The organism is Actinomyces sp. ICM39 (assembly GCF_000282935.1).
In the GTDB taxonomy this organism is placed as follows: Bacteria; Actinomycetota; Actinomycetes; order Actinomycetales; family Actinomycetaceae; genus Pauljensenia; species Pauljensenia odontolytica_B.
Map to the genome: position 1 here is coordinate 22,534 of NZ_ALCB01000104.1, position 22,493 is coordinate 45,026.

The following is a 22,493-nucleotide window of genomic DNA, read 5'->3' on the forward strand; positions in this document are numbered from 1 at the left end:
GTCACAGTAAAGCCCCGGCCTCGCATTGACGAGGCCGGGGCAACCGGGTAGGGAACCTATCTCACAGGTGTTCCTTCTCCCAGACCTCCTTGTAGAAGTCTGCGAGCTCGAGCTTGGAGGCGGCGGCCTCGTCGAGGAGCACGGTGACGTCGGGGTGGTGCTGGAGGATGGACGCGGGCCAACGCTGGGTGACGCCGCCCTCGATCATGGCCTTGACCGCGTCGGCCTTGCCTTCACCCGTGGCGATGAAGATGTGGGCGCGCGAGTCCATGATCGTGCCCAGGCCCTGGGTCACGCAGTGCGTGGGGACCTGGTCGATGTCACCATCGAAGAAGCGGGCGTTGTCACGGCGGGTCTGCTCGGTCAGGACACCCACGTGGGTGCGCGACGCGAGGGTGCCACCGGGCTCATTGAAGCCGATATGGCCGTCAGAGCCGATGCCGAGGACCTGGATGTCGATGCCGCCGTCGGCCTTGATGGCCTCGTCGTAGGCGGCAGCGCCGGCCTCGAGGTCATCACACCAGCCGTCGGGGCCGTGTGCCGCACCCTCGGGCATGTCGACGAGGTCGACGAGGTTGCGGTGGATGAAGTTCGCGTAACCCTCGTAGTGGTCGCGGGGCAGGCCCACGTACTCGTCGAGGTTGTAGGAACGAACCTGGGCAAAGGAGATCTGACCGGCCTCGTAGCGGCGCACGAGCTCTGCGTAGAGCTTCAGCGGCGAGGAGCCGGTGGCCAGGCCGAGCACGAAGTTCGGCTTAGCGCGGTACACCTCGAGGATGCGGTCCGCTGCGAGGGATGCGATCTGATCTTCGTCGTTGAAAATTCCAATTCTCATGTGTTTAACCTTACACTGCCGACATCGATTTGTCAGACGAATCAATGAAGATTTTTCGAAAACGTGTGAGCTGGGCTATCCGTGCAGGGCAGCGACGATTCGCTCGACCTCCGCCTGATCGGTTCCCGAGGTTCCGGGGGCGCGCATGTGGACCTCTCGTGCTCCCGAGGCAGCCACGACCTCGGCGACGTTATGAGCGCGCAGGCCACCCGACACCAGGATGATGATGTCGTCTCCCCCGCGCTCAACGAGGCGGGCCAGGGCGTCCGGCTGTGCGACGGCCGGATCCCCACCCGTCGTCAGCACGCGGTCATACCCGAGTTCCATGAGGACGTCGAGGCCGCGATCCTGATCCACGACCTGGTCGAATCCACGGTGGAAGGTCAACGGCGCATCCTCGGCCGTGTCCCGCAGGCGCGCGGCCGCATTCACGTCGATCTGCCCGTCACGGGTAATGACGCCGACGACGAAGCCGAGGCGCACAGGCGCTCCCCGACCGATCGACGAGAGGGTCACGATATCGGAGGCGATACGGTCAACCTCTTCGCGCGAATGGACGAAGTCCCCGGGCCTCGGACGCACGAGCACCTGAACGCCGCCAGCGGGCGCCACCTCGAGGGCGGCGGCCACCTCGTCGAATGCGGGGGTCAGGCCGCCACACGACAGGTCGGTGCAGATCTCAATGCGATCCGCTCCCCCGTCGCGCGCACGGCGCACGCCCACGGCATCTTCCACACAAATCTCTACAGTCGTCACGGCTGCCACCTCTCGTAGCACGTCGAACCGCCCACACGGGCGGCCAGGATCGCGGCACCCCAGCGACCGCCCGCGCCCCCGAGGGAAGCACGGACAATCTCGGGAGCGTCACGGAATGTCAGCATCGAAGCGAATTCCTCGCGCAGCGGCGCCAGCAGGTTCTCCCCCGCATGCGACAGGCCGCCGCCGATGATGATGCGCTCGACGTCGACGGTGAGCGTCATGTGGGTGAGGGATAGCGCGAGTGCACGAACCGCGGTGTCCCACACCTCGGTCGCGACCGGATCCGTACCGATGCCGGCTTCGATAGCCTTCGCGCCGATGTCCTCGCCGGTCGCCTGCTCGTAGCGCCTCGCGATGCCCTTCGCCGAAGCGTAGACCTCCAGGCAGCCGCGCGACCCGCAGCGGCATGACTCACCACCGGGGAAGACGGGCGCATGCCCGACTTCGCCGGCGCTAAACGTTGCGCCACTCCACAGGTTGTCCCCGAGCATGAGAGCCACGGAGATGCCGGTGCCGATGGGCATCATGAGGAACGACGAGGCTCCGCGCCCCGCGCCGAGGAGTCCCTCAGCCAGGCCGGCGGCGCGCCCGTCATGCATGAGTGCGGCGGGCACGCCCGTGGCGTCCTCGACCGCGTGGGCCAGCTGGACGCCGCGCAGCTCGAGGTTCGCCGCGTACACGACGGTCCCGCTCTCCTCATCGACGAGGCCGGGGCAGATCAGGCCGAAACCGACCAGTCCCGGATAGTCGCTCGCGAGTCGCGCGCCGATTCGTCCCACCTGCTCGGCCACGGCCTCGCGGTTGGTCGGCTCGTTTCCCTGGGTGAGGATCGCGCCTGCCTCATCGACGATCATCCATTTGATGGATGTGCCGCCGATGTCGATGCCCGCAAATACCGGGCCCTCGGAGTCCTTGACGGCGCTCATGGTACGACGACCTGAGCATGCAGATCGGGATCTGCCATATCCGGATCGAAGGGGAACATCGGGCGCTCAATCTTGTGGTGACCGAGGCGGATGAGGTCCTGATCGACGCCACCGGGGGTCAGCGCCATGAGCCAGCCCTTCTGAGTCTCGTACAGGTCGGGCTCCAGGTAACCGATCTTGACGACGACGACGTCGGCGGTGGTGATATCCACGCCGAGCAGCTCGAACTGGCTGTACATCGTGTACTGGTTGCGGTTCGTCGTGATGATGAAGCGCAGGCCGCCCGTGCGCAGCAGCGCGGTGTGGCCACCCATCGGATCGTCGGCGAGGGCCTCGACCGTGGCGTGGACGTTCAGCGGACCAGGCTCGCGAGTGTCGATGTGCCCACCGACCTCGAGGTCGACCTCGGCGCCGACGCCAGCCTCCCATGCAACGGCTGCTGCGGCGGGATCGATGATCGAGGCGTAGATGACGTCGAGCGTGGCCTCCTGGACGGGCTTCCACGCGAGCAGGGCCGCGAGCGCGACCGTCACGTCGTCGGCACCGCCGGCGCCCGGGTTGTCGCCGGAATCGGAGATGAAGAAGGGCTTGGGGCCCTCCTCGGCGGCTGCCAGGCACTCTTCCATGGAGGCAACAGGGGCCACGAACTCGAAGCGGTCGTGCACGTCCCAGAAGTACTGGCCGATGCGCTCGGCCTGCTCCTTAACGAGCTCCGCGTCGTCACCCGTGACGACGACCGCACCCTTGCAGCGCGGCTGGTCGGCCCACGCAAAACCGATCCAGATCGCGGCGTCCAAGATGCCATCCATCGCTTCGATGGGGTCAATCATCTTGTACAGGGGCTTGGCGGGTTCGATGCGGGTCGAGGTCTTCTCGCCCGGGAGCAGGACGGGGACGTGGACGAGGGCCTTGACGGGCTTGGGCTGGCCGTTCAGGAGGCGCATGCCCAGGTTGTAGGCGGCGCGACGACGCGACTCGAGCGCGTCCTCGTGGGGTGCGAGGCGGTAGCAGGTGAGGATGTCGCAGCCGTCGAAGAGGTCCTGGGAGACGTTTCCGTGCAGGTCCATCGAGGCGCTGACCATGGGCTCGGGGCCGATGACGCCGCGGATAGCGTTGATGAGGTCACCCTCGGCATCGTCCATGCCCTGGACGCTCATGGCGCCGTGGATGTCGAAGAAGAGGCCGTCGAGGGGGCCGGCGGCCGCGAGGCCCTCGAGGATCTCAGCCTTCCAGGCGTCGTAGGCGCCGCGCTCGACGACGCCGCCGGGCAGGGCGCGCGCGTGCAGGACGGGAATCCACTCGATCTGGGTGGCCCAGTCCTCGTCGCGCCAGTAGAAGCGGTCCATCAGTTCCTCGCCGCGGGTGACGATGAAGTCGTCGGCGGTCGAGATGTAGGGGGTGAACGTCGAGGATTCGATGTGGATGCCGGCAACCGCGATGCGGGGCTTGGTCATGAGCGATTCTCCTTTGAGATCTTCGAGGGGGTGAGTGTCGAGAGCCCCCAGAGCGCCGCTTCGCGCCCTGATCGAGACGATTCGATCACGAGGTGTTCCATGATCGAGGGGAGGCAGGATTGGTGGAGTGCGGCACGCACTCCGGCGGTGAAGGCATCGACGGCGGAAAGTGCTCCACCGACAATGACTCCCTGGGGAGCTAGGAAGGACACGAGGTGGGCGACACAGTGGCCCAGGAGGGTGCCCGCCTGGCGGATGGCCGTCGCAACTTCGGGGATACCGTCACGCGCGGCGGCCAGAAGCTGTGCGTTGTTCTCATAGACGAGGCCTGCTGCGGCCAAGTCTGCTCGGATCGAGTCTGCGGACGCAATCGTTTCGAGGCATCCGACATTGCCACACTTGCAGGGGCGGCCTGCAGCGGCCTCGACGGGGATGTGCGAGATGTCCCCGGCCAGTCCGCCCTGCCCCACCTGCGGCACGCCATCGACGAGGTAGGCACCGCCGATGGCGGAGCCAGCCTTGACGTAGATCAGCGTGTCGATGGGAGTCACACCCTGGAGACGACGCCGGTAGACGGATTCGCCGATGGCTCCCGCGCGCGCGTCGTTTTCGATGAGGGCGGGCAGGCCGCACTGCTCGGTGATGGCCTCGGCGACGTTGATGCCGTCCCACCCGGGCATGCGGGCGGGGCGGATCACGCGAGAGCGCTCCGCATCCACGGGACCAGGAACCGCCAGAGCAATGCCACCGACCCGCACGCCGGCAGCTTCTTCCTGGCGGGACACCTCGTCCATGACGGCGTCGAGCACCACCTGCGGACCTTCCGCGATGTCGATAAGGAGGCTTGAGGCCTGCCCGACTCCGCGGGTGGAGTCCGTCAGGGCGACGAGGCCGTGGTGGGCTCCCAGCTCGACGAGGGCGAGTGCTCCGGCGCCGTCGGAGGTGACGAGGCGGCGCGCACGCCGCCCGCCCGTGGAAACAGAGTGTTCCGCTTCCGCGATGACCCCGGCTTCGACGAGGCGAGACACAGCGGCCGACACCGTTGATGGTGCGAGGCCCGTTTGCTTGACAATTGCGGGCCTGGTGTCTGCTTGACCGGACCCAATCAGCGTCAGGACGGTCTCGTCGACATCATGCGTGGCCATGACACCTCCTCTAAGTACGTATGCAGTAACTACAACGTTACACTGCGCTCATCGTTGAGAACATGATTCATTATGCCCCACCGAAGAAAGTCTGACACTTCTTTCGCTGAAATATCTTGTTATTTTTTCGTAACATTCCACATTTTGGCCAAAGTGGCAACATTCGCCGACAATCTGTCATATGATGAACGTCATCTGACAGGGTTGTCATCCGTCAGTGTCCCCGATCAACGTTGATTTGGAGCAGTCATGAACCTTAGAAAGAAGCGGTGGATGGTCACCGGCGCGGCCCTCGCAATGGTCGCCTCCCTGGGCCTGTCCGCCTGTGGTGGCGGCAGCAGCAGTAGCGGCGGCGGCCAGGCAGCCAACTCGGAAACCGGAAAGAACGAGGTCACGATGGCCTCGCGTACCCCCAACTGGATCTTCCCGGTCTCGGCAAAGGGCTACACGCAGGGCGAGAACGGCCAGTTCATCCAGGCGATGTACCGCCCACTGTTCGCCTACAAGTCCACCTCTGATACCCCCTACAAGATCAACCTCCCCAAGTCCCTGGGCACCGTTCCCGAGGTCTCTGAGGACGGCCTGACCTACACCATCAAGCTGCGCGACGACGCCAAGTGGTCCGACGGCACGCCCGTCACCACCCGCGACGTTGAGTTCTGGTGGAACCTCGTCACCAACAACAAGGACGAATGGGCCTCCTACAAGAAGGGCTTCTTCCCCGACGGTGCCGACCTGAAGATCATCGACGACCACACCTTCTCGATCACCACCGAGACCAAGTTCGCCCCGGCCTGGTTCATTGACAACCAGATCAACAAGGTCGCTCTGCTCCCCCAGCACGCCTGGGACAAGACCAGCGCCGACGAGGCTGTCTCCGACCTCGACCGCACCCCCGAGGGCGCCCAGAAGGTCTTCGCCTACCTGCAGGGCGAGGCCAAAAACCTGTCCTCCTACGCCACCAACCCGCTGTGGCAGACGGTGAACGGCCCCTGGAAGCTCAAGGAATTCACCCCCGACCAGGGCCTGACGCTCGTCCCCAACGAGAACTACTGGGGCGAGGACAAGCCCAAGATCGACGCGCTGATCTACAAGGCATTCACGGGTGACGACGCCGAGTTCAACTCCGTGCGTTCGGGTTCCATCGACTTCGGCTACATTCCGGCCGCGCAGTACAACCAGCGCAAGGCTGTGGAGGACAAGGGCTACAACGTCTTCCTGTGGCCCGGCAACTCCATCACCTACCTGGCCCTGAACTTTGCTCCCCAGGCCCCCGGCTCGAAGTTCATCAACCAGAAGTACATCCGCCAGGCGATGCAGCAGCTCATTGACCAGCCGACCCTGTCTGAGAAGATCTGGTCCGGCACCGCTTCCCCGACCTGTGGCCCCGTCCCGATGGCCGCCGAGAAGACCGGCACCACCGAGGGCTGCGTCTACAAGTTCGATCCGGAAGCCGCTAAGAAGCTCCTCGAGGACCACGGCTGGAAGGTCGTGCCCGACGGCGAAACCACCTGCGAGAACGCCGGCACCGGCGCCAACCAGTGTGGCGAGGGCATCGCGGCTGGCGACAAGCTGAGCTTCAAGCTCGTCTCCCAGTCCGGCTTCGTCTCCACGCACCAGATGTTCGAGGAGATCATCTCCCAGTTCGGCAAGGTCGGCATCAAGATCGACATGAACGAGGTCCCCGACTCGGTCGGCGCCTCGCAGGCATGCGACGACGAGACCCCCTGCACCTGGGACCTGTCCTTCTTCGGATCCCAGACCTCGTGGGGCTTCCCGATCTACGCCTCCGGCGAGCGCCTCTTCGCCTCTGACGCTCCCGTCAACCTCGGCCAGTACAAGAACCCCGAGGCTGACAAGCTCATCGAAGAGTCGACCCGCTCCTCCGAGCCCAACGCTCTCCAGGCATACAACGACTACCTCGCGGAGGACCTCCCCGTTCTGTGGATGCCCAACCCGTACTACCAGATCACCGCGGTGAAGAAGACGCTCGACCTGGGCGAACTCGACGCCACCGGCGACACCTGGCCCGAGGATTGGTCGTGGTCGACCGAAGGTAAGTAATCCTTCGCCTTGACGCCTCACGGGGCAGGCGCCCGCACCCGCACATGCGGGCGCCTGCCCCCTTACTGTGGAGTTCGCAATGTTCCAATTCATCCTCAAACGCCTCGGCCAGGCAGTCGTCGTTGTCTTCCTGGTCACCATCATCACCTTCATCCTCCTCCAGTCTCAGCCGGGCGGCGCAGCCCGAGCGGCACTCGGTAAGGATGCGACCCAAGAACAGCTCGCGGCCTTCGACCACGAAAACGGATACGACCGGCCCATCCCCGAGCAATACGTCAACTACCTGAACAAAATTGCGCACGGCGACTTCGGCTACTCCTACCAGCACAACCAGTCTGTGAACGACCTGCTGGCAGCCCGCCTGCCGCGCACCATCTTCCTGTCTCTCCTGTCCACCATCCTGGCTCTCATCGTCGCGATCCCCCTGGGCGTGTGGCAGGCCGTCAAGAGAAATAAAGCACCCGATTACATCGTGACGATCGCGTGTCTGCTCGCCTACTCGACGCCGATCTTCTTCGCGGGCCTGCTCCTCATCGTCCTCTTCTCCCAGGTATGGCCGATCCTGCCCAACGACGCTCCTCAGGGCGAGGCCCTGTCGGTCATGTGGGAACAGTGGGATCACCTGGTCCTGCCCGTGTGTGCCCTGTCGATCGGCACGATCGCCGCCTACGCGCGCTACGTGCGCTCCTCGATGGTGGATAACCTCAACGAGCAGTACGTCCGTACCGCCCGCGCAAAGGGCCTGTCGGAGTTCCGCGTCGTCTTCGTCCACACGCTGCGCAACGCCATGTTCCCCGTCATCACGATGATCGGCCTGTACATCCCCGCGATGTTCTGTGGCGCCCTCGTCATCGAGACGCTCTTCAACTTCAACGGCATGGGCTACATGTACTACCAGGCGACCGGTAGGCGCGACTACCCGATTCTCCTCGGCGTCGCCCTGATCGTCTCCTTCGCGACCGTCATCGGCGCGCTCCTGGCAGACTTCCTCTACGCCCTCGCTGATCCCCGTATCCGACTGGCAGGACGTGCCAAATGACCACCGCAACAGCACCCATCGCCGCGCCGGCCAAGGCGCGCACCGCCCGCAAGTCGACGAAGCTGCAGGGCCTGCAGGTCTTCATGGAGAACAAACTCGCCGTCTTCGGCGTGTGCCTGATCCTCATCCTGATGGCATTCTCGTTCATCGGCCCGATGTTCTACGTGACCGACCAGATCCACACGGACCTGTCGAACTCCGCCCTACCGCCCTCTGCCGAGCACCCGCTCGGCACCGACATGGTTGGATACGACCAGCTCGGACGCCTCATGAAGGGCGGCCAGACCTCGATCATCGTCGGTCTGTTCGCCGGCATCTTCGCCACCACGATCGGCACGCTCTACGGCGCGATCGCCGGCTTCGTGGGCGGCTGGATCGACGCAATCATGATGCGCATCGTTGACGCGCTCATGTCCGTGCCCGTCCTGTTCCTCTTCATGCTGATCGCCACGATGATCCCGCCGACCGTCCCGGTCCTCATCATCATCATGTCAGCCCTGTCCTGGCTGGGTACGTCCCGATTGATTCGAGGCGAGGCCCTGTCCCTGCGCACGCGCGAGTACGTCGTCGCGATGCGCGGCATGGGCGGCTCGATGCCCCGAGCGATCCGGACGCACATCGTCCGAAACACGATCGGCACCGTCATCGTCAACGCGACCTTCCAGGTCGCAGACGCCGTCCTCTACGTCGCCTACCTGTCGTTCCTCGGCCTGGGCGCGCAGCCTCCCGCCACTGACTGGGGCGCCATGCTCTCCAACAGCCAGTCGCACGTCTACTCGGGCAACTGGTGGCTGCTCTACCCTCCGGGCGTCCTCATCATCCTCCTGGTCCTGTCGTTCAACTTCATTGGCGACGGCCTGCGTGACGCCTTCGAAGTTCGACTGCGCAAGAGGTGAGCACTGAACTATGAATACTCCACTCCTTCAGATCAAAGATCTGCACACCGATATTGAGATCCGCAACGGCGTGGTTCGCGCCCTCTCGGGTGTCGACCTGCACGTGAACCCGGGCGAGACCCTGGGCATCGTGGGCGAGTCCGGCTCCGGCAAGACCATGACGGCGCTGTCCCTCATGGGCCTCCTGCCCCAGGGCGGCAAGGTCTCCTCCGGCTCGATCATCCTCGACGGCCAGGACCTGACGAAGATGCCGCTGCACCTGAAGCGCAAGATGCGCGGCACCAAGGTCGGCATGATCTTCCAGGATCCTCTCACCTCCCTGAACCCGACCATGAAGATCGGCCTTCAGGTGTGCGAGCCGCTGCGCGTGCACGAGAAACTCTCGAAGAGGGAAGCCCTCGCGCGCGCCGTCGAGATCCTCAAGCGCGTCGGCATGCCTCGCCCCGAGGTTGTCATCAACAACTACCCGCACCAGCTCTCGGGCGGCATGCGCCAGCGCGTCATGATCGCCATGGCCCTCGTGTGCAAGCCGCGCATCCTCATCGCGGACGAGCCGACGACGGCCCTGGATGTCACGACACAGATGCAGATCCTCGACCTCATCGATGAGCTGCGCGACGAGTACAAGATGGGCGTCATTCTGATCACCCACGACCTGGGTGTTGTGGCCGGTCACACCGACCGTGTCGCCGTCATGTACGCCGGCCGTATCGTCGAAACCGCGCCGACGAAGACGCTGTTCACCGAGCCGAAGCACCGCTACACGAGCTCGCTGATGGCGGCTCTGCCCGAGCGCGCCCTCGCAGCAGGCACCAAGCTCTTTTCGATTCCGGGCGCTCCCCCGTCGCTGACCAACCTGCCGAAGGGATGCCGCTTCGCGGCCCGCTGCCTGTGGGCCACCGACGAGTGCCGCGCCGGCTACCCGGATCTGAGCGGGGACGACAACCACACCTTCTCCTGCTTCCACCCGGTGCAGGAGGGCGACGAGTCCCCCGCGGTCCTCCAGGCCATGATGGATTCCGGCAAGGCCGAGGACGCGGTCGACGCCACCGGGCAGATCTCCCACGAGATACTCCTCGACGTCAAGGAGGCCTCGCGTGAGTACGAGTCGGCGGGATCCGGCTTCTTCAAGCGTGACAAGGGCGTTGTGTCCGCCGTCGACCGCGTCTCCATCACGGTCAACAAGGGCGAGACCTACGGCCTCGTCGGCGAGTCCGGCTGCGGTAAGTCCACCGTGGGTCGCCTTATCGCCGGCCTCGAGCCCCCGTCGGGCGGCGCCATCGAACTCGATGGACGCGACCTGGCCACGCTCAAGGGACGCGACGCTGTGCGCATCCACCGCGACGTGCAGATGATGTTCCAGGACTCCTACGCGGCAATGGACCCGCGCATGCGCATCGACCAGATCCTGGCCGAGCCCATGAGCATCCAGAAGACCGGCAACGCTCGCCAGATCGCCGAGCGCATCATGGAGATCCTCGAGCAGGTCGGCCTGACCGAAGAGGTCCTGGACCGCTACCCGCACGAGTTCTCGGGCGGTCAGCTCCAACGCCTCGGCTTCGCCCGTTCGCTGACCCTGGCTCCCGACCTGATCGTGGCCGACGAGCCCGTCTCGGCGCTTGACGTCTCCGTCCAGGCGCAGGTCCTCAACCTCATGAAGGATCTGCAGCAGGAGCTCGGCCTGTCCTACCTGTTCATCAGCCACGACCTGGCGGTCGTTCAGTACATGGCCGATCGCATCGGCGTCATGTACCTGGGCCGCATCGTCGAGGAGGGCCCCGCCCACGAGGTCGTCAAGAACCCGAAGCACCCCTACACGAAGGCGCTCATCGACTCGATCCCCGTGCCGGACCCCGAGTTCAAGCACGACGAGAGCGCCATCAAGCTCACCGGCGAGCCGCCGAGCGCCGTCAACCCGCCCGAGGGTTGCCGCTTCCGCCCGCGCTGCCCGTTCGCTGGCGAGGAGTGCAAGGTCCAGCCGATGCTCACGGATGAGACGCACCGCGTGGCGTGCCACCACCCGCTCCTGACGCTGAGCGTCAAGGAAGAGGTGAACGCCTAACACACACGTTCATGCGAACTCCATGCGTTGCCCCCGGCCCGCTGATGCGAGCCGGGGGCAACGTTATGCACGACAGCCACGCCTTTGGGCCGCTATGCGCGTCTGAAGGGCGCAGGGCAGCGTCGCCCTCCTGGTGCCCGCCGCTGCCTCATCACGGCGCGTTGGGGTTATAGGACAAAACGTGCTGGTCGAGGTTCGGCCCCAGGCATCATCGAGGGCGGTGTCGTTGGGCTTGCGCGCTCGCGCCGCTGCGCCTCAGACAGGATGCGCCCCAGCGGGAACATTCCACCTGATCGGGAGCATTCAACCCGTTAGGGAAGATTCCACCCGATCAGAAGGGGTTGAACCTTCCCGATCGGGTGTAGCACCTCTTCGGCCACAAGCGTCGTCGCGGAGCTGGCCGCTCGTGACCTCCGCCGTCATTGCTGGCGACACCCTACCGGCGTTTATCGGCACCCTGCCGGGCAGTCATGCACTAGTGAGGGAATATGACACCAGGGGTCATGGCGGGGGTTTGGCAGCATTAGGAGCCTCCCTTCGGCGTGTCGCCGGCGTGTCGCGCCCCTAATGATGCAAATCCCCCGTTTGGTGGCGGTGATGTCACGGTTCGGGGCGGTAAGGCGCCCAAATCGCAGACCACCTCGGTGAAAAACATTGAAAATGGGGTATTGCGGCTGAGGTGGTCTGCGTTTTGGGCACAACGGTGCCTGGCCTGGTGTGTTGGTCGCACGCAAACCGCTGAATATGCACGTCACCCCCTTGATACGCACGTAAACCCGCAAATTGGCGCGTTAAACCTCTCATGTGAGCGTGGGCGGGGCTGCCCAGGCCAGCAGATACGCGTGTGGGGCACGACCACTCGGTCGTGCCCCACAGGCTATTCGCTAGTGTCAGCGCGTCACTTGGAGACGGCCTTCTTCAGGGTGGAGCCAGCGGAGAGCTTCACGCCGTAGCCAGCGGGGATCTTGATCTCTTCGCCGGTGCGGGGGTTACGGCCGGTGCGGGCGGCGCGCTCAACACGCTCGACGGAGAGCAGACCGGTCACCTTGACGGCCTCGCCCTTAGCCAGGGACTCAACGAGGACGGCCTGGAAGGCGGCCAGGGCCTCGTCGGCCTTCGCCTTGGTCAGGTCGGCACGTTCGGCAATCTGAGCGACAAGCTCGGTACGGTTCACGGACATTGAGAAACCTCATTCCTGTTCGTTCTTGGTTACCACTGTCGTGGCCACGAATGACACACTACGAAATCTTTGGCGATTTTGCCGACTTTAGGGCCAGATTTCGCGGATTTCACGAAAATATCTCGTTTTTTTGCTCAAAAACCGTCAATTCTGTGCGACAGGTCACTCAAACTTGCCGAGTGGTTGCAATTCTGCGGAACTCAAATGCGCCGCCACCGGCACGTTTTTCGGTAACAGGAACTTTGCCCCACGCCAAGTGGGCACCCCTCTCATTAGACCTGACAAACATAGACGACCGACATACAAAAGGGCGGGGAGCGACCGCATGGCCACTCCCCGCCCTGATAAGAAGCTTCGCGACACCTCAGGCCGAGGCGCGCTGCTTGTTCCACACATCGAAGGCAACCGCCAGGAGCAGGACTGCGCCCTTGACGATCTGCTGGGTGGAGGTGGAGGCACCCATGAGCTGCATGCCGTTAGACATGACGGCCATGATGAGGCCACCGATGAGGGCGCCGGAGAGGCGTCCGATACCACCGGTCGTCGACGCACCACCGATGAAGCAGGCGGCGATGGCGTCGAGCTCGAACATGTTACCCGCCGAGGGCTGCGCGCCGTTCATACGAGCCGAGTAGACGACGCCCGCAACGCCCGCAAGGAAGCCCATGTTGACGTAGCACCAGAAGGTGACCTTCTTGACGTTGATGCCGGACAGGGCGGCGGCAGACTTGTTGCCGCCGATCGCGTACACGTCGCGGCCGAACATCGTCGAAGAGGCGAGGGTTCCGAAGACGAGAACGAGAATCGCCAGGAGGATCAGAACGATGGGCAGGCCACGCTCGGTGGAGAGCTTGTACGCGAACCACATGACAACAACGGCGGTGACGACGATCTTCGCGACGAACAGCCACATCGCCTCAACCGCCTGGTTGTAGGAGATGCGTGCACGGCGGGTGCGCACCTGCTGGTAGGCGAATCCTGCCACACCGATGCCGAAGACCACCAGGGTGAAGACGTCGAAGCCATTACCGCCCAGGAGACCGTTGAGGAAGCCGTTGGCGATGTTGTAGTAGCCCTTGGGGAAAGGCGAGAGCGAGACGTTGTCGAGAACCTGGTAGGTCAGGCCACGGAACAGGAGCATGCCGGCCAGCGTGACGATGAAGCCGGGGATGCCCACGTAGGCGACCCAGAAACCCTGGAATGCGCCGATCAGGATACCCATGACGAGGGCGGCGACGACGCCAACCCACCAGGGGTAGCCCTGCTTGATGACGAGAACGCCACTGAGCGCGCCGGTCACTGCCACGACCGAGCCGACGGAGAGGTCGATCTGGGCCAGGACGATGACGAAGAGCATGCCGATCGCGAGGATCAGGATGTAGGAGTACTGCAGGACGATATTCGTCAGGTTGCCCGACGAGAGGAAGGTGTCGGGGTTGAACGCCCAGAAGAGGACGACGATGGCGATGAACGCGATGAAGATGCCGCCCTGACGCAGGTTGGCCTTCAGCGTGTCAACCAGGCTGATTTCGGCGGTCATTTCTGGTCCTCCCTTGCGGGTTCGATAGTCATGAGTTCCATGAGGTTTTCCTGGGTGGCGTCTTCGGCCTTGACCTCGCCGGTGATGCGGCCGTACGCCAGGGTGTAGATGCGGTCCGAGACGCCGAGGACTTCCTCGAGCTCGGAGGAGATGACGATGACGGCCTTGCCTTCTTCGACCATCTTGTTGATGAGCGTGTAGATCTCGAACTTCGCGCCGACGTCGATGCCGCGCGTGGGTTCATCGAGGATGAGGACGTCTGCGTCCGTGTAGAGCCACTTGGACAGAACGACCTTCTGCTGGTTGCCGCCCGACAGGGAGCCGGTGTTTTGGAGGACCGAGTTGGAGCGAATGTTCATCCGTTCCTTGTAGTCGGCGGCGACCGCCAGTTCCTTGTGCCCGTCGACGAGGCCTCGGCGCGAGAGCTTGAACAGGCCTGCGGTGGCCACGTTATGCCGGATGTCGTCAATCAGGTTGAGACCGTACTGCTTGCGGTCCTCGGTCGCGTAGGCGATGCCGTGCTTGATCGCGTCCGAGACGGTCTTGATCTTAATCTCTTTACCATCCTTGAAGAGCTTGCCCGAGATACGCGTACCGAAGGAGCGGCCGAAGATACTCATCGCAAGCTCGGTACGTCCGGCACCCATGAGGCCGGCAATGCCGACGACCTCGCCATGACGCACATTGAAGGAAGCCCCGGAGATCACGACACGCCCAGCCTGGGACGGGTGATAGACGGTCCAGTCCTCCACGCGGAAGACCTCCTCACCGATCTCCACGTTGCGCTCGGGGTAGCGCTGAGTGAGGTCGCGGCCCACCATGAGCGAGATGATCTTGCCCTGCGTAGAGGCGGGGTCCTTCATGTCGATCGTCTCGATGGTCTGGCCATCGCGCAGGATCGTCGTGCGGTCGGCGATCTCGGCGATCTCCCCAAGCTTGTGGGAGATGATGACGATGGCCACGCCCTGGTCACGCAGGCTGCGCACGAGGTCGAGGAGCTGGGCCGAATCGTTGTCGTTGAGGGCGGCGGTGGGCTCGTCCAGAATGAGCAGGCGCACGTCCTTGGACAGGGCCTTGCCGATCTCGATGAGCTGCTGCTTGCCCACGCCGAGCGTGCCGACCTGGGTCGTCACGTTTTCCTTCAGGCCGACCTTTTCCAAGACCTTTTCGGCGCGGTGGTTGACCTCATGCCAGTCGATGAGGCCGAGCTTGCGAGGCTTCTCAGCACCCAGGAAGATGTTTTCCGCGATCGACAGGTAGGGAACGAGGGCCAGCTCCTGGTGAATGATGCCAATGCCGAGCGCCTCGGAGTCCTTGATGGAGCGGAATTGGACTTCCTTGCCATCGAAGATGATGGTGCCGTCGTACTGCCCGTGGGGGTAGACGCCGGAGAGAACCTTCATAAGGGTGGACTTGCCGGCGCCGTTTTCGCCGCACAGGGCGTGAACTTCACCGGGGCGGACATCAAGGTTGACGTGCTTGAGGACGGGCACGCCACTGAAGCCCTTGTCGATGTCACGCATTTCCAAAATGTTCTGCGTCATGTTTGCATTCCTCGAATCGGAAGGGGTGGGGTGCGGGGCGAGTGCCCCGCACCCCGTCGTCGCTTACTTCTTCACGACGCCCGCATCAACGTCGGCCTGGGTGAAGTAACCGGAGTCGATGAGCTTTTCCTTGAGGTTGTCGGCGTAGATGGTCTCGACCTCGAGCAGGTAGGAGGGCACGACCTTCACACCGTTGTTGTAGGTGGTGGTGTCGTTGGCCTCGGGCTCCTTGCCCTCAGCCATCGCCTTGATGACCGTCACGGCCTGGGCGGCCAGGGTACGGGTGTCCTTGAAGATCGTGGACTGCTGGATGCCATCCGCAATCATCTTGGTGGACGCAATCTCGGCGTCCTGGCCGGTCACGATGGGCAGGCCGTCCTTGATGGCGGGGCCGTAGCCGGCGCCCTGGAGGGCGGTGATAATGCCGCGGGAGATGCCATCGAAGGGCGAGAGCACGCCGGCGAGGGGCTCAGAGCCGCCGCCGTAGGTCGAGGTCAGCAGGTCCTCCATGCGCTTCTGGGCGACTTCCTGCTGCCAGCGCAGGATGGCGACCTGGTCGAAGCTGGTCTGGCCGGACTTCACGACGAGGGTGCCGTCGTCGAGGTAGGGCTTGAGAACGCTCATGGCGCCATCGAAGAAGAACTTGGCGTTGTTGTCGTCGGGCGAACCGGCGAAGAGCTCAATGTTGAGCGGGCCCTTGGGAGCGTTATCGAGCTTCTTGCCATCCTTGTCGGTCAGGCCCAGGCCGTACAGCAGGGCGTTGCCCTGTGCGACGCCGACCTTGAAGTTGTCGAAGGAGACGTAGAAGTCAACGTTCTCGTTGTCGCGGATGAGGCGGTCGTAGGCGATGACCGGGATGTTCTTCGAGCCGGCGGTGTCCAGCTGGCTGGAGAGGGCCGTGCCGTCAATGGAGGCGATGACCAGGATGGTGGCACCGTTGGTGATCATCTGGTCGATCTGCTGGGTCTGGGTGGGGATGTCGTCGTTGGCGAACTGGAGGTCAACCTCGTATCCGGCTGCCTCGAGGCCTTCCTTCACCGCGTTGCCGTCGGCGATCCAGCGCTCCGAGGTCTGGGTCGGCATCGCGACGCCGACCTTGACCTTGCCGCCGTTTGAGGCCGCAGCGCCGCTATCAGAGCTGGAAGCACCGCCACCGGCGCCGCCGCCCGCACATCCGCTCAGCGCGAGGGCGCCGGCTGCGAAAGTGGCAGCAACCGTTGCCATCTTTCCAAAGAAACCACGTGTCTTCATGGAATATCTCCTGTTTATTGCCTCGACATCACTGTCGATGGGCGTCACGTCTCCACACGTCCGTCGTGTGGTCTGACAACTTGTACCATATGAGAGAGGGGTCACCCTCGCATTGCCCAATTGATAACGTTCCGATAACAATTGTTAACGTTCACAGTTTTAAGAACGGACATATACACAAAAGAAAACCTCGGGAGTGTGAGGCACGAACGCTTCACACTCCCGAGGTCACTGAGTTTTACAGCCCCTCGGCGAGGCGGTGGTACGCCTGGTTCCAGCGCACACCCGAGGCGAAGTCGCGTCGCGTCGTCGACTCGTCGATGACGACGAGCTCCATGCGCGCCAGCGCCGCGAAGTCTTCCCACACCTCGGGCTCAATCTGCGTCGACATGCACGTGTGGTGCGCGCCGCCAGCCGTCAGCCACGCCTCGACGGAGGTGTAGAAGTCAGGCTCGGGGATCCACATCGCGCGAGCGACGGGGAGCTTGGGCATCGGCTGGGGAGGCTCGATGACATTGACAATGTTCGCGGTGAGGCGGAAGCGGTCGCGCATGTCGGACATCGCGACGACGACGCCGCGTCCCGGAGCCGCGTCGAAGACCATGCGCACGGGATCCTCGCGGTCCCCGATGCCCAGGGGATGGATCTCGATGCGCGGGCGGGCATTCGTCAGCGAGGGGCACACCTCGAGCATGTGAGCGCCCAGGATCATCTCCTGGCCCTCAACGAGGTTGTAGGTGTAGTCCTCCATGAGCGAAGCACCGCCGGGCAGCCCCTCCCCCATGACCTTCGCGGCGCGCACAAGGACCGCGGTCTTCCAGTCCCCCTCGGCACTGAAGCCGTAGCCGGCCTCGGTCAGGCGCTGCACGGCCAGGCCGGGGAGCTGACGAAGCCCGCCGAGGTCTTCGAAGTTGGTCGTGAAGGCCATCGCCCCGCGCTCCTCAAGGAAGGCGCGCAGCGCGATCTCCTCACGGGCGGCGTAGCGCAGCGATTCCGCGCGATCCCCACCCGGGGTCAGCTCGGGGGCCACCTCGTAGCGCTCGCAGTATTCGGCCACGAGGGCATCGATGGCTTCCTCATCCACGGCATCAACGACGGCGACAAGGTCGTTGACCGACCATGTGTTCACCGAGACGCCGAGGCGACGCTCGGCCTCGGTCTTGTCTCCCTCCGTGACGGCCACGTTGCGCATGTTGTCACCGAAGCGCACGACGCGCAGCTCGTTGGTCGCCGCGAAGCCGCCGGCCGCGCGCACCCAGTTGGCGACGCGGCGACGGGTGTTCTCCTGCGAGGCATGACCGACGACCGTGGCGCGAGCCAGGCCCAGGCGCGTGAGGATGTAGGCGTATTCACGGTCACCGTGCGCCGCCTGGTTCAGGTTCATGAAGTCCATGTCGATGCTGTCCCAGGGGATCTCGACATTGGCCTGGGTCGCCAGGTGCAGCAGGGGCTTGCGCAGGACCTCGAGGCCTCGGATCCACATCTTCGCGGGGCTGAACGTGTGCATCCAGGAGATGACGCCAAGGACGCGGTCGTCCGCGCTGGCCTCGAGCATCGCACGCTTGATAGCGTCGGAGTCCTTCAGGACGGGCTTCCACACGATCGGCGCGGGCAGCAGGTCAGATTCGTTGAGCAGGCGCACAACCTCGCGGGACTGCTCGGCGACTTGCGCCAGCGTTTCCTCGCCGTACAGGTCCTGGCTGCCGGTGACGAACCAGACCTCGCGGCCCTCGTAGAAACTGGTCACGGTGAAATCTCCTGTGATGTCAGTGCTGTCCGTAGACGTTTTGGTAGCGAGCGTAGAGGGAGTCGATGTGATGCTGTTCGATGGGAACGAGAGGCCCGCCCGCCCGGGCGACGTGCACGGTCTTGGCGACCTCCTCGACCATGACGGCGGCCTTGACGGCAGCACGTGCGTCGCGCCCGATCGTGAAGGGGCCGTGGTTGCGCATGAGGACCGCCGGCGAGCGCGATTCGCGCAGGGTATCGACGATGCCGCGCCCGATCGAGTCGTCGCCGATGAGAGCGAAGGGACCAACGGGGACGGGACCGCCGAACTCGTCGCCCATCATGGTCAGGACGCAGGGAATCTCCTCTCCGCGCGCGGCCCAGGCGGTGGCGTAGGTTGAGTGCGTGTGCACGACGCCGCCCACCTCGCTCATGTGGCGATAGACGTAGGCATGTGCGGCGGTGTCCGAGGAGGGAGATCCCTCCCCCAGCACGAGGTTTCCGTCGAGGTCGCACACGACCATCGCCTCGGGGCTCAGGTCATCGTAGGACACGCCCGAGGGCTTGATGACGAGGAGGTCCTGGCTGCCATCCTCGGCCTCGCCGCGCACGCGCTGGGAGACGTTTCCTGCCGTCCAGACGACGAGGCCCCAGCGTGGCAGGTCGGCATGCAGGGTGGCGACGTATTCACGAACGCGCTCGATCTCGCGCGCGAACTCGGGGGTCCATGTGTCGGGGTTTCGGTGATCCATTCGTACTCCTCACTGAGCACCGATGAGCGGTTGGGTTAACGTTAACATTCACCCGCGCACAAGGCAAGCACGACTACGAAAAGATCCTCTAACGAGTACTTACTCCCGTCGAACCGCGCACGACGAGGCGTGTTGGACGCACGAACGTATCCACCGCTTCACCGTCGAGCGCGCGGCTGACCGCCTCAAGCGCGCAGCGCCCAAGGTCCGCAAAATCCTGGCGCACCGTCGTCAGCCCCGGCCCCGCGTAGGCTGCCATTGGCACGTCGTCGAAACCCGCCACCGACACGTCACCCGGAACGCTCACCCCGGCCTCGGTGAACGCACGAAGAAGGCCGACAGCGACCTCATCGTTCGCGCACATGACGGCGTCAGGCAGGCCATCCTCGACAAGGGCCTGTCCGGCGACATACCCCCAGCGCGCCTCCCACGAGCCAACGAGCGGCGCACGCTTCGACAGGCCTGCCTCATCCATTGCCTCGCGCCACCCGGCCACGCGCTCGCGCGCCTCGAACCACTCCTGAGGACCCGCCACACACGCAATGTCTTGATGCCCCAGCGACATGAGGTGCTCCGCGAGCGCACGCGCACCTCCACGCTGATCCGCGTGAACGACCGACACTCCGCGACCGAACGTGCGCCCACCGGAGACCGCGACCACCGGCACGGACGCACCCTGGGAAGCCACGGCCTCGGCGAGGGAGTCCACCGGCGCGATGACAACGATCGCCTCGGCGGCCAGGGAGGAGAAGTGATCGAAGGCGCTGGCCACATCGTCAGCACCAAAACGATCGAGGGCCACGACCGACGTGAAGAGCCCGGACTCGCGGGCGGCGACCTCCAGGGCGACAAGCATCGAGGAGGGACCGAAGTGAGCCGAGGTCGTGGTCACGAGGCCGATAATGCCCGAGCGGGCGGTCACCAGTGCACGGGCCACGGAGTTCGGGCGGTAACCCAGCTGCTCGATCGCTGCCTGCACGCGCTCGCGCGTCCGAGGCGATACGCGCCCCTTGCCGTTCACAACGCGAGACACCGTCTGATGCGAGACTCCGACCAATTCGGCCACGTCCGCCATCGACGGAGGACGACCATTGCGCGTCATACCGGCCTCCCTCCCGCATGCGTCACGCTGTGCTCACATCGTAAACGACAAGAGCCCACGACATAGAACTCGCCACACTTTTTAAATAACTCGTAAAACAATCATGCTGATCACAGAGAATAGAGGCGTCCCTAACACAACTTGGATAAAGGTCCAGGAGACACAGATGGCATCAAGCCCCTCGTCCGCTCCCCACCCCGTCGATCAAGTCCCTCCCTTTGGGAAACTCACCATTCTGGGCATTCAGCACGTCCTCGCGTTTTACGCGGGCGCCGTGGTCGTCCCGCTCGTCATCGTCAAACAGCTTGGACTCGACGATGAAACTCTCATTCACCTCATCAACGCAGACCTGCTCACCTGCGGCATCGCCACCATCATCCAGTCGGCCGGCATCGGCCGCTTCATCGGCGTGAAGCTCCCCCTCATCCAGGGCGTCACCTTCACCGCAGTCTCCCCCCTCATTGCGATCGGTGCGGCGGCTACGCCACCCGGTGCCGACCCGAAGACCGGCCTAGCCACCATGTACGGCTCCATCATCGCCGTCGGCCTCCTCGTCTTCCTAGTCGCGCCCGTCTTCGCGAAGTTCCTTCGCTTTTTCCCACCGGTCGTCACGGGCACGCTCCTGACGGTCATGGGCACGACCCTGCTGTCCGTCTCTGCCGACGACATTTTGAGGTGGACTGACAATGCACCGGCAGACACGAAGGCCGCGCTCACGTTCGAATCACTCGGCTACGCCATCGGCACCATCGTCGTCATCGTCCTCATTCAACGCCTCTTCAAGGGCTTCATGGGAACGCTCTCAGTCCTCCTCGGCCTCGTCATTATGACGGGCGTCGCCTTCGCGATGGGCAAGACCAATTTCACAGGCGTCGGAAAGGCCAGTTGGGTGGCCGTCACCCACCCCTTCTTCTTCGGGCTCCCCCAGTTCTCCATCACCGCCATCATCGCCATGATCATCGTCATGGCCGTGACCGCAGTGGAGACCACGGGCGACGTCTTCGCCACCGGCGAGGTCGTGGGCAAGCGCATCGCCCCGCGCGACATCGCCAACGCCCTGCGCGCCGACGGCCTGTCCACCCTGCTGGGCGGCGTCCTTAACTCCTTCCCCTACACCTGCTTCGCGCAGAACGTCGGCCTTGTGCGCCTCACCCGCGTGAAGTCCCGCTGGGTCGTCACCGCGGCGGGCGTCTTCATGATCATCCTGGGCCTGCTGCCCAAGGCTGCGGCCATCGTCGCAGCCATCCCCTCCCCCGTCATCGGCGGCGCTTCCCTGGCGATGTTCGCCAACGTCGCCGTCGTCGGCATCCAGACCCTGGCGAAGGTCGATCTGCGCGACAACCGCAACGCCGTCATCGTCTCCACGTCGATCGGCCTGGCACTCCTCGTCACCTTCAGAAGAGCGGACATCCTCTCGGCTATGCCCTCCTGGCTGCAGATCATCTTCGGCTCCGGCGTGACCATCGGCTCGCTGACGGCGATCATCCTCAACATCCTGTTCTTCCACATCGGACGCCAGGCCTCGCCGGACGTGGCCGTGGTCGACGGAAAGAAGATCAACCTGGACGACGTCAACGCGATGGATCGCGACCAGTTCGTCGCGACCTTCTCCTCGATGTTCTCCTCGCACACGTGGCCGGTCGAGCGCGCCTGGGAGTCTCGCCCCTTCGCCTCCGTCTCCGAGCTGCGTTCCTCCTTCGAGGACGCAGTCCTGGCGGCCAGCCCCGAGGAGGCCGAGGAGCTCATCGCGTCCTACACGGACGTCGTCTCCCTGATCCTCGACGGCGCGGGCGACGAGCAGGCCAGCTCGGATACCTCGTCCCTGTCGGTGGGCGACGTGACCCCCGAGGAGGCCGAAGAGCTGCGCGCCCTGGCTGCCGCCTACCATGAGAAGTTTGGTCGCCCGCTGGTCATCTGCGTGGACAACGTGGTGGATCGCAAGCACCTGCTGTCCTCGGGCTGGCGCCGCGTCGAGCACTCCCCCGCTCGCGAGGCACGCTTCGCGCTCGGCGAGGTCATCGACATCGCCGACCTGCGTTTCGATCAGCTGGTCGCCGACGCCAACCCCATGCGCGCCGCGTGGGACGCTGGCTTTGAGCGCCTCTGAGTAGCGCTCAGCGTCTCGTAACAACGAGGCCGGGGCGCGTCGGGCGATATGCCTGACGCGCCCCGGCTTTTTCATGCCTCAGCCGTGACGGTTCCNCCACGAGTCACTC

At 64.3% G+C, this 22,493-nt stretch carries 17 protein-coding genes; 5 read left to right on the forward strand and 12 right to left on the reverse strand.

What is annotated here, in order from left to right; translation table 11 throughout:
- Positions 1-61 precede the first annotated feature (61 nt).
- From nagB to HMPREF1137_RS06580, 5 genes are all read right to left on the reverse strand, one after another.
- Entirely contained in the window at positions 62-835 is a 774-nt protein-coding gene (nagB, locus tag HMPREF1137_RS06560) for a glucosamine-6-phosphate deaminase (RefSeq protein WP_007590223.1), read from the reverse strand.
- A gap of 75 nt (positions 836-910) precedes the next feature.
- Positions 911-1,591 (reverse strand): copper homeostasis protein CutC, encoded by a 681-nt coding sequence (locus tag HMPREF1137_RS06565; protein ID WP_034497204.1) that lies wholly within the window; start codon positions 1,589-1,591, stop codon positions 911-913.
- A complete protein-coding gene (locus HMPREF1137_RS06570) occupies positions 1,588-2,520 on the reverse strand; it encodes an ROK family protein (protein WP_007590241.1) in 933 nt (310 codons plus the stop codon). Before HMPREF1137_RS06570 ends, HMPREF1137_RS06565 begins: the two co-directional genes overlap by 4 nt.
- Entirely contained in the window at positions 2,517-3,974 is a 1,458-nt protein-coding gene (locus HMPREF1137_RS06575; RefSeq protein ID WP_007590220.1) for a M81 family metallopeptidase, read from the reverse strand. The genes HMPREF1137_RS06570 and HMPREF1137_RS06575 overlap by 4 nt, the downstream gene beginning before the upstream one ends.
- Positions 3,971-5,119 carry an ROK family transcriptional regulator gene (locus HMPREF1137_RS06580; protein ID WP_007590201.1) on the reverse strand — a complete coding sequence of 383 codons (1,149 nt, stop codon included), beginning with the start codon at positions 5,117-5,119 and terminating at the stop codon, positions 3,971-3,973. The genes HMPREF1137_RS06575 and HMPREF1137_RS06580 overlap by 4 nt, the downstream gene beginning before the upstream one ends.
- A gap of 249 nt (positions 5,120-5,368) precedes the next feature.
- On the opposite strand from HMPREF1137_RS06580, the gene HMPREF1137_RS06585 reads away from it, so the two are divergent.
- From HMPREF1137_RS06585 to HMPREF1137_RS06600, 4 genes are all read left to right on the forward strand, one after another.
- Positions 5,369-7,183: a peptide ABC transporter substrate-binding protein gene (locus HMPREF1137_RS06585; RefSeq protein ID WP_034497191.1), complete on the forward strand. Its 1,815-nt coding sequence runs from the start codon at positions 5,369-5,371 to the stop codon at positions 7,181-7,183.
- Between the two features lie 79 nt (positions 7,184-7,262).
- Positions 7,263-8,222: an ABC transporter permease gene (locus HMPREF1137_RS06590; RefSeq protein WP_007590227.1), complete on the forward strand. Its 960-nt coding sequence runs from the start codon at positions 7,263-7,265 to the stop codon at positions 8,220-8,222.
- Positions 8,219-9,118, forward strand: a complete 900-nt coding sequence (locus tag HMPREF1137_RS06595) for an ABC transporter permease (RefSeq protein WP_007590224.1) — start codon at positions 8,219-8,221, stop codon at positions 9,116-9,118. Before HMPREF1137_RS06590 ends, HMPREF1137_RS06595 begins: the two co-directional genes overlap by 4 nt.
- A 10-nt stretch (positions 9,119-9,128) precedes the next feature.
- On the forward strand, positions 9,129-11,180 hold the full coding sequence (locus tag HMPREF1137_RS06600) for an ABC transporter ATP-binding protein (RefSeq protein WP_007590249.1): 2,052 nt from the start codon (positions 9,129-9,131) through the stop codon (positions 11,178-11,180).
- A gap of 898 nt (positions 11,181-12,078) precedes the next feature.
- Here HMPREF1137_RS06600 and HMPREF1137_RS06605 read toward each other — a convergent pair.
- The 7 genes from HMPREF1137_RS06605 to HMPREF1137_RS06635 form a co-directional block, all read right to left on the reverse strand.
- The gene (locus HMPREF1137_RS06605) at positions 12,079-12,360 is read right to left on the reverse strand and encodes an HU family DNA-binding protein (protein ID WP_003790058.1); all 282 of its coding nucleotides are present in this window, start codon (positions 12,358-12,360) and stop codon (positions 12,079-12,081) included.
- Between the two features lie 364 nt (positions 12,361-12,724).
- Positions 12,725-13,900 carry a multiple monosaccharide ABC transporter permease gene (mmsB, locus tag HMPREF1137_RS06610; RefSeq protein WP_007590236.1) on the reverse strand — a complete coding sequence of 392 codons (1,176 nt, stop codon included), beginning with the start codon at positions 13,898-13,900 and terminating at the stop codon, positions 12,725-12,727.
- Positions 13,897-15,444, reverse strand: a complete 1,548-nt coding sequence (gene mmsA / locus HMPREF1137_RS06615; RefSeq protein ID WP_007590244.1) for a multiple monosaccharide ABC transporter ATP-binding protein — start codon at positions 15,442-15,444, stop codon at positions 13,897-13,899. The genes mmsB and mmsA overlap by 4 nt, the downstream gene beginning before the upstream one ends.
- A gap of 63 nt (positions 15,445-15,507) precedes the next feature.
- Entirely contained in the window at positions 15,508-16,695 is a 1,188-nt protein-coding gene (chvE, locus tag HMPREF1137_RS06620) for a multiple monosaccharide ABC transporter substrate-binding protein (protein WP_007590229.1), read from the reverse strand.
- 238 nt (positions 16,696-16,933) lie between these two features.
- Positions 16,934-18,442 (reverse strand): L-arabinose isomerase, encoded by a 1,509-nt coding sequence (gene araA, locus HMPREF1137_RS06625; protein ID WP_007590217.1) that lies wholly within the window; start codon positions 18,440-18,442, stop codon positions 16,934-16,936.
- A gap of 19 nt (positions 18,443-18,461) precedes the next feature.
- Positions 18,462-19,175: an L-ribulose-5-phosphate 4-epimerase gene (locus HMPREF1137_RS06630; protein ID WP_007590209.1), complete on the reverse strand. Its 714-nt coding sequence runs from the start codon at positions 19,173-19,175 to the stop codon at positions 18,462-18,464.
- A gap of 88 nt (positions 19,176-19,263) precedes the next feature.
- Positions 19,264-20,277, reverse strand: a complete 1,014-nt coding sequence (locus HMPREF1137_RS06635; RefSeq protein WP_007590251.1) for a LacI family DNA-binding transcriptional regulator — start codon at positions 20,275-20,277, stop codon at positions 19,264-19,266.
- Positions 20,278-20,443: 166 nt separating this feature from the next.
- On the opposite strand from HMPREF1137_RS06635, the gene HMPREF1137_RS06640 reads away from it, so the two are divergent.
- Entirely contained in the window at positions 20,444-22,384 is a 1,941-nt protein-coding gene (locus tag HMPREF1137_RS06640; protein WP_007590213.1) for a solute carrier family 23 protein, read from the forward strand.
- The last annotated feature ends 109 nt before the right edge of the window (positions 22,385-22,493 follow it).

Excerpts from the sequence above, each read along its gene's own strand:
- nagB (WP_007590223.1), bottom strand. The coding sequence starts at position 835 with ATGAGAATTGGAATTTTCAACGACGAAGATCAGATCGCATCCCTCGCA.
- HMPREF1137_RS06570 (WP_007590241.1), bottom strand. The coding sequence starts at position 2,520 with ATGAGCGCCGTCAAGGACTCCGAGGGCCCGGTATTTGCGGGCATCGAC.
- HMPREF1137_RS06575 (WP_007590220.1), bottom strand. The coding sequence starts at position 3,974 with ATGACCAAGCCCCGCATCGCGGTTGCCGGCATCCACATCGAATCCTCG.
- HMPREF1137_RS06580 (WP_007590201.1), bottom strand. The coding sequence starts at position 5,119 with ATGGCCACGCATGATGTCGACGAGACCGTCCTGACGCTGATTGGGTCC.
- HMPREF1137_RS06585 (WP_034497191.1), top strand. The coding sequence starts at position 5,369 with ATGAACCTTAGAAAGAAGCGGTGGATGGTCACCGGCGCGGCCCTCGCA.
- HMPREF1137_RS06590 (WP_007590227.1), top strand. The coding sequence starts at position 7,263 with ATGTTCCAATTCATCCTCAAACGCCTCGGCCAGGCAGTCGTCGTTGTC.
- HMPREF1137_RS06595 (WP_007590224.1), top strand. The coding sequence starts at position 8,219 with ATGACCACCGCAACAGCACCCATCGCCGCGCCGGCCAAGGCGCGCACC.
- HMPREF1137_RS06600 (WP_007590249.1), top strand. The coding sequence starts at position 9,129 with ATGAATACTCCACTCCTTCAGATCAAAGATCTGCACACCGATATTGAG.
- HMPREF1137_RS06605 (WP_003790058.1), bottom strand. The coding sequence starts at position 12,360 with ATGTCCGTGAACCGTACCGAGCTTGTCGCTCAGATTGCCGAACGTGCC.
- mmsB (WP_007590236.1), bottom strand. The coding sequence starts at position 13,900 with ATGACCGCCGAAATCAGCCTGGTTGACACGCTGAAGGCCAACCTGCGT.
- mmsA (WP_007590244.1), bottom strand. The coding sequence starts at position 15,444 with ATGACGCAGAACATTTTGGAAATGCGTGACATCGACAAGGGCTTCAGT.
- chvE (WP_007590229.1), bottom strand. The coding sequence starts at position 16,695 with ATGAAGACACGTGGTTTCTTTGGAAAGATGGCAACGGTTGCTGCCACT.
- HMPREF1137_RS06630 (WP_007590209.1), bottom strand. The coding sequence starts at position 19,175 with ATGGATCACCGAAACCCCGACACATGGACCCCCGAGTTCGCGCGCGAG.
- HMPREF1137_RS06635 (WP_007590251.1), bottom strand. The coding sequence starts at position 20,277 with ATGACGCGCAATGGTCGTCCTCCGTCGATGGCGGACGTGGCCGAATTG.
- HMPREF1137_RS06640 (WP_007590213.1), top strand. The coding sequence starts at position 20,444 with ATGGCATCAAGCCCCTCGTCCGCTCCCCACCCCGTCGATCAAGTCCCT.